Here is a 3453-nt window from a genome sequence, read left to right on the forward strand (position 1 = left end):
TTCGTCTTTAATGATTAGTTATTTTGTTTTGTCCCACCCTCTTTTTATTGAGATTTTTAATGAAAGTTCTTTGCACACTTACATCCTCTAGTAGAGCTTAGGCACCCCCACGAAATTAATATAATTCTTTTACTCTCTTTTTTTAATTACTTATCTAGTTCCTCCATTTGGCAGTCAATTCAGCTATCATCTTGTCTTTATATTCCAGATTCATTTGTTCCCAATCTAATGTAGCCTTACATTCATAATTTGCACTTCGAGACTTACATTGTTTTATCCTCACTTGGCACCCCCACAAAATTAAGGATGAGTATATAAAATGGATACGCAATCAATCCTCCCATCACAAACAGACCAGTAACAGGATTGGGTTCGTCTCCACCATTAGTCATTGGAAATAGTGATGCGAATACATAAATAAAAAGGATAAAATAAGGGACCCAAAGAAGTACTGTCCAAAATTTTGCCTTTCGTCCATCCAACCACTTTTTTGTTAAGAAATGGAGTAGTATTGTTGCACCAACCATTACAATAATAACCGTTACGCATGTTACAATATTTACCGTGCTAAATTCCCAATTTGTTAATCTGGCAATTCTATATACATTTAATATCAGTTCAAGAGGAATAAACACCATAAGAGCATATATTATACTAACAATATTTAGTTTAAAGAAATAATTCATTTAATTAACCCCCTATCAAAATCATCTATCTTCCATTCTACCGCTACATCATTTCCTATATCTACCTTTTTCACTTCTATACTTAAATGCATAATTCCTCTATTATTGGCAAAAAGGCTGAAAGGGTTTTGTTCTTACCAAAATCTAGAAACTTTTAGAGTAAGCTATCACCTTTTCTAGCCCGTGTAACAATTCCTGCGATCTCTATATAGGTAAACAATAACGAACCACTTATCCTAATAGATTTACGGATGTCTAGTTCCTTTTTACCAGCACTTGGATTATAATGCTGATTATAGCAATTAGTTTGTAATATATTATTTTACTATTTTCAATTAAGGTATATTGTGTGTAACAAGGAAAAGAATCACATATGTTCGTGATCATTAATTGAGGTGTTTCTGTGGAAAACAAATTTATTAGAGGAACTTTCTTTTTAACAGCTGCAAGTCTTATCTCCAAAGTTTTGGGATTCATTTATATTATTCCCTTTATGGCTCTAGTTGGTGAACAAGGATATGCATTATATAGATATGCATATGGCCCATATACAATCCTGTTAAGCTTATCAACAGTTGGCCTTCCCCTTGCCGTTTCTAAATTCGTTTCAAAATATAATGAGTTAGGCAACTATAAAATCGGATTAACTCTATTAAAATACGGTATGTACTTAATGGTTCTTACTGGTTTTATCTCCTTTATGGCATTATATTTTTCAGCTCCTATTTTATCAGAAATAGTGGTAAGAAATGATGATTCAGGAGGAAATTCCGTTGAAGATACCGAGTATGTCATTCGGCTCGTTAGCTTTGCTTTGTTAATTATTCCTGCTATGAGTATTTTCAGGGGATATTTTCAAGGGAGCAAATCGATGGGACCTTCAGCATTAAGTACCGTAATGGAACAGGTAGTCAGAATTGTTGTAATCTTAGTAGGTGCCTATTCTGTAATTCACATTTTTAACAGTTCTATTCGAAATGCTGTAGGAATTGCAACCATTGCTGCATTTATAGGAGGTATAGCAGGCTTTATCGTGTTAGTAATTGTGTTCATAAAGAGGAGAGAATTAATTAAAACTTACACGGCACAACTAACACAATGATTTAGTTGTGCCGATTCCACTTGCTTTCAATATTGTTTAAATATGCATTTGGGTCCTGCTTAAATCTTCTCTGTTTTGTGTGTTCATGTATTCGACTGTCCCACTTACTAACTTCTTTTTTATAGCCAGAATAAGTAGCATTCCGAATCTTCTGCAGCCCATCTTGTTCATTTTTAACATTTTCAACGAATACGATGTTTTCACCGTGACGAACAATGTATCGATTCCAAGTTCGACTGCCTGTAATCCTACGATGCCTTACTTTTGTTCTTCTAAAGAAAAGCTCTAAATCATTATTTGTCCTTGGCAGGAGAGGGTAATCGTAAAATGTAAAGAGACCTTTCCAAAAGCCTTTACTATATCTCATCAGATTGTCCACAAAGGCAAAATCATCTTCACGGTTTAGTTCCTTTTCTATTTGGGTCAGATATTGTTTTAACCGGGATTCAACCCAAGAACTTGTTTTGTTTTCGGAAGGATCCATGATTGTGGCAATCCTTTTAAAACGCAGATCCCACCGTTTTACGAGCTGATAATCCTTTTTGTAGTTATCCACATTTCTGACTATTCTGAACAGCTTTTCAAGTAAAGGAGTCCCCTTTTTTATCCAGGCATTTTTCAATCGAGTCCTTGATTGATTTTGTTCGCTCAAAGACACGTGTACCTGGTAATTCAAACGGTGGTTTTCCATCTTCCAAAAGCACTGAACGAATCGCCGCTACATAGTCACTCGCAATTTCTTCTTCCATGCTTACTGATGATGATTCTTCAATTTTTCTTTCGATTTCCCGAATTCCCCTTAGCTTCTTTTTGATGTTTGTCTTTAGCTTTCTGTCCTTTTCTACCAACGGTTTTGCGATATCTTTGAAGTAATGGAACTGACAGTATTGATATGGGATGTCCGGTGCTATCTTTTCGATTGCTAAACGGATTGACTGCTGACCATCACTGATGAAACCTTGGATAGGGTAACCCCAATCAAGAATTGGTTGAATAATTCCGATTAACTCTTGAGAGGCGCTACTCTTTAAATTATGTGCTGCCAAGATGGTGCCACTTAAGACCTCGCGAATAACATACAACGTTTCATTTCCTTTTTCAGGTTGAACGCCATCAATGGATAAGATTAATCCATTGTTCTGTTCCACGACTTCCTCTAAGGTTTCTTTCATATTTTCTGTAATCGCTGAACGAAGAAGTAACGCATATCGTTCGTACAGTTTCTGAACTTGCCTTTCTGAGATTTTCACTTGCTTCTCAGCTAGGATGGTGGCAATTTCTGAACGGGTTTTATGTTCTTTGAAACGCAAGTGCCCAATGTGGGCAATGACATCCATGCCATAGGTGATGTGCTTCATACTAAGTTGCTCAGCCTCCGCAGAACGATAAACAGTATTGTTCTCACAGCCATTATTTTCACAGCGATAGCCAAGATTAATAACTTTAAATTCCCCTTTTAGGGTAGAGATGGTTTTCCTCCATACAGGATGGCAATAGGTTAATTTCTCTCCACAGTCAGGACAATTTGAAATTTCAGGACTGTAATAGATAGACTCGCTTGGATTCAACCTGTTTTTAGTACGCATAAATAAACACCAACTTAAATAATTAATAAGTCTATTATAACCTATTTTATCCGTTGGTGTTATTTATTCCGTGTAAGAA

General features: G+C 35.8%; 4 protein-coding genes. 1 reads left to right on the plus strand and 3 read right to left on the minus strand.

From position 1 onward, the window contains the following. Nucleotides 1-263: 263 nt before the first annotated feature. Nucleotides 264-686, minus strand: a complete 423-nt coding sequence (locus tag ADJ83_RS13250; protein ID WP_031538227.1) for a hypothetical protein — start codon at nucleotides 684-686, stop codon at nucleotides 264-266. 403 nt (nucleotides 687-1089) lie between these two features. Between ADJ83_RS13250 and ADJ83_RS13255 the strand changes: the two genes are divergently transcribed. Further along, nucleotides 1090-1788 carry an oligosaccharide flippase family protein gene (locus tag ADJ83_RS13255; RefSeq protein ID WP_051640975.1) on the plus strand — a complete coding sequence of 233 codons (699 nt, stop codon included), beginning with the start codon at nucleotides 1090-1092 and terminating at the stop codon, nucleotides 1786-1788. A 1-nt stretch (nucleotide 1789) separates the two neighbouring features. Here ADJ83_RS13255 and ADJ83_RS13260 read toward each other — a convergent pair whose 3' ends face one another. Both ADJ83_RS13260 and ADJ83_RS13265 read right to left on the minus strand, forming a co-directional pair. Continuing rightward, complete coding sequence (locus tag ADJ83_RS13260; protein WP_152910798.1) at nucleotides 1790-2344, minus strand: hypothetical protein; 555 nt, start codon at nucleotides 2342-2344, stop codon at nucleotides 1790-1792. A gap of 25 nt (nucleotides 2345-2369) precedes the next feature. Next, nucleotides 2370-3374: a transposase gene (locus ADJ83_RS13265; RefSeq protein WP_109769519.1), complete on the minus strand. Its 1005-nt coding sequence runs from the start codon at nucleotides 3372-3374 to the stop codon at nucleotides 2370-2372. Nucleotides 3375-3453: the final 79 nt, after the last annotated feature.

Source organism: Bacillus sp. 522_BSPC, assembly GCF_001076885.1.
Classification (GTDB): domain Bacteria; phylum Bacillota; class Bacilli; order Bacillales; family Cytobacillaceae; genus Niallia; species Niallia hominis.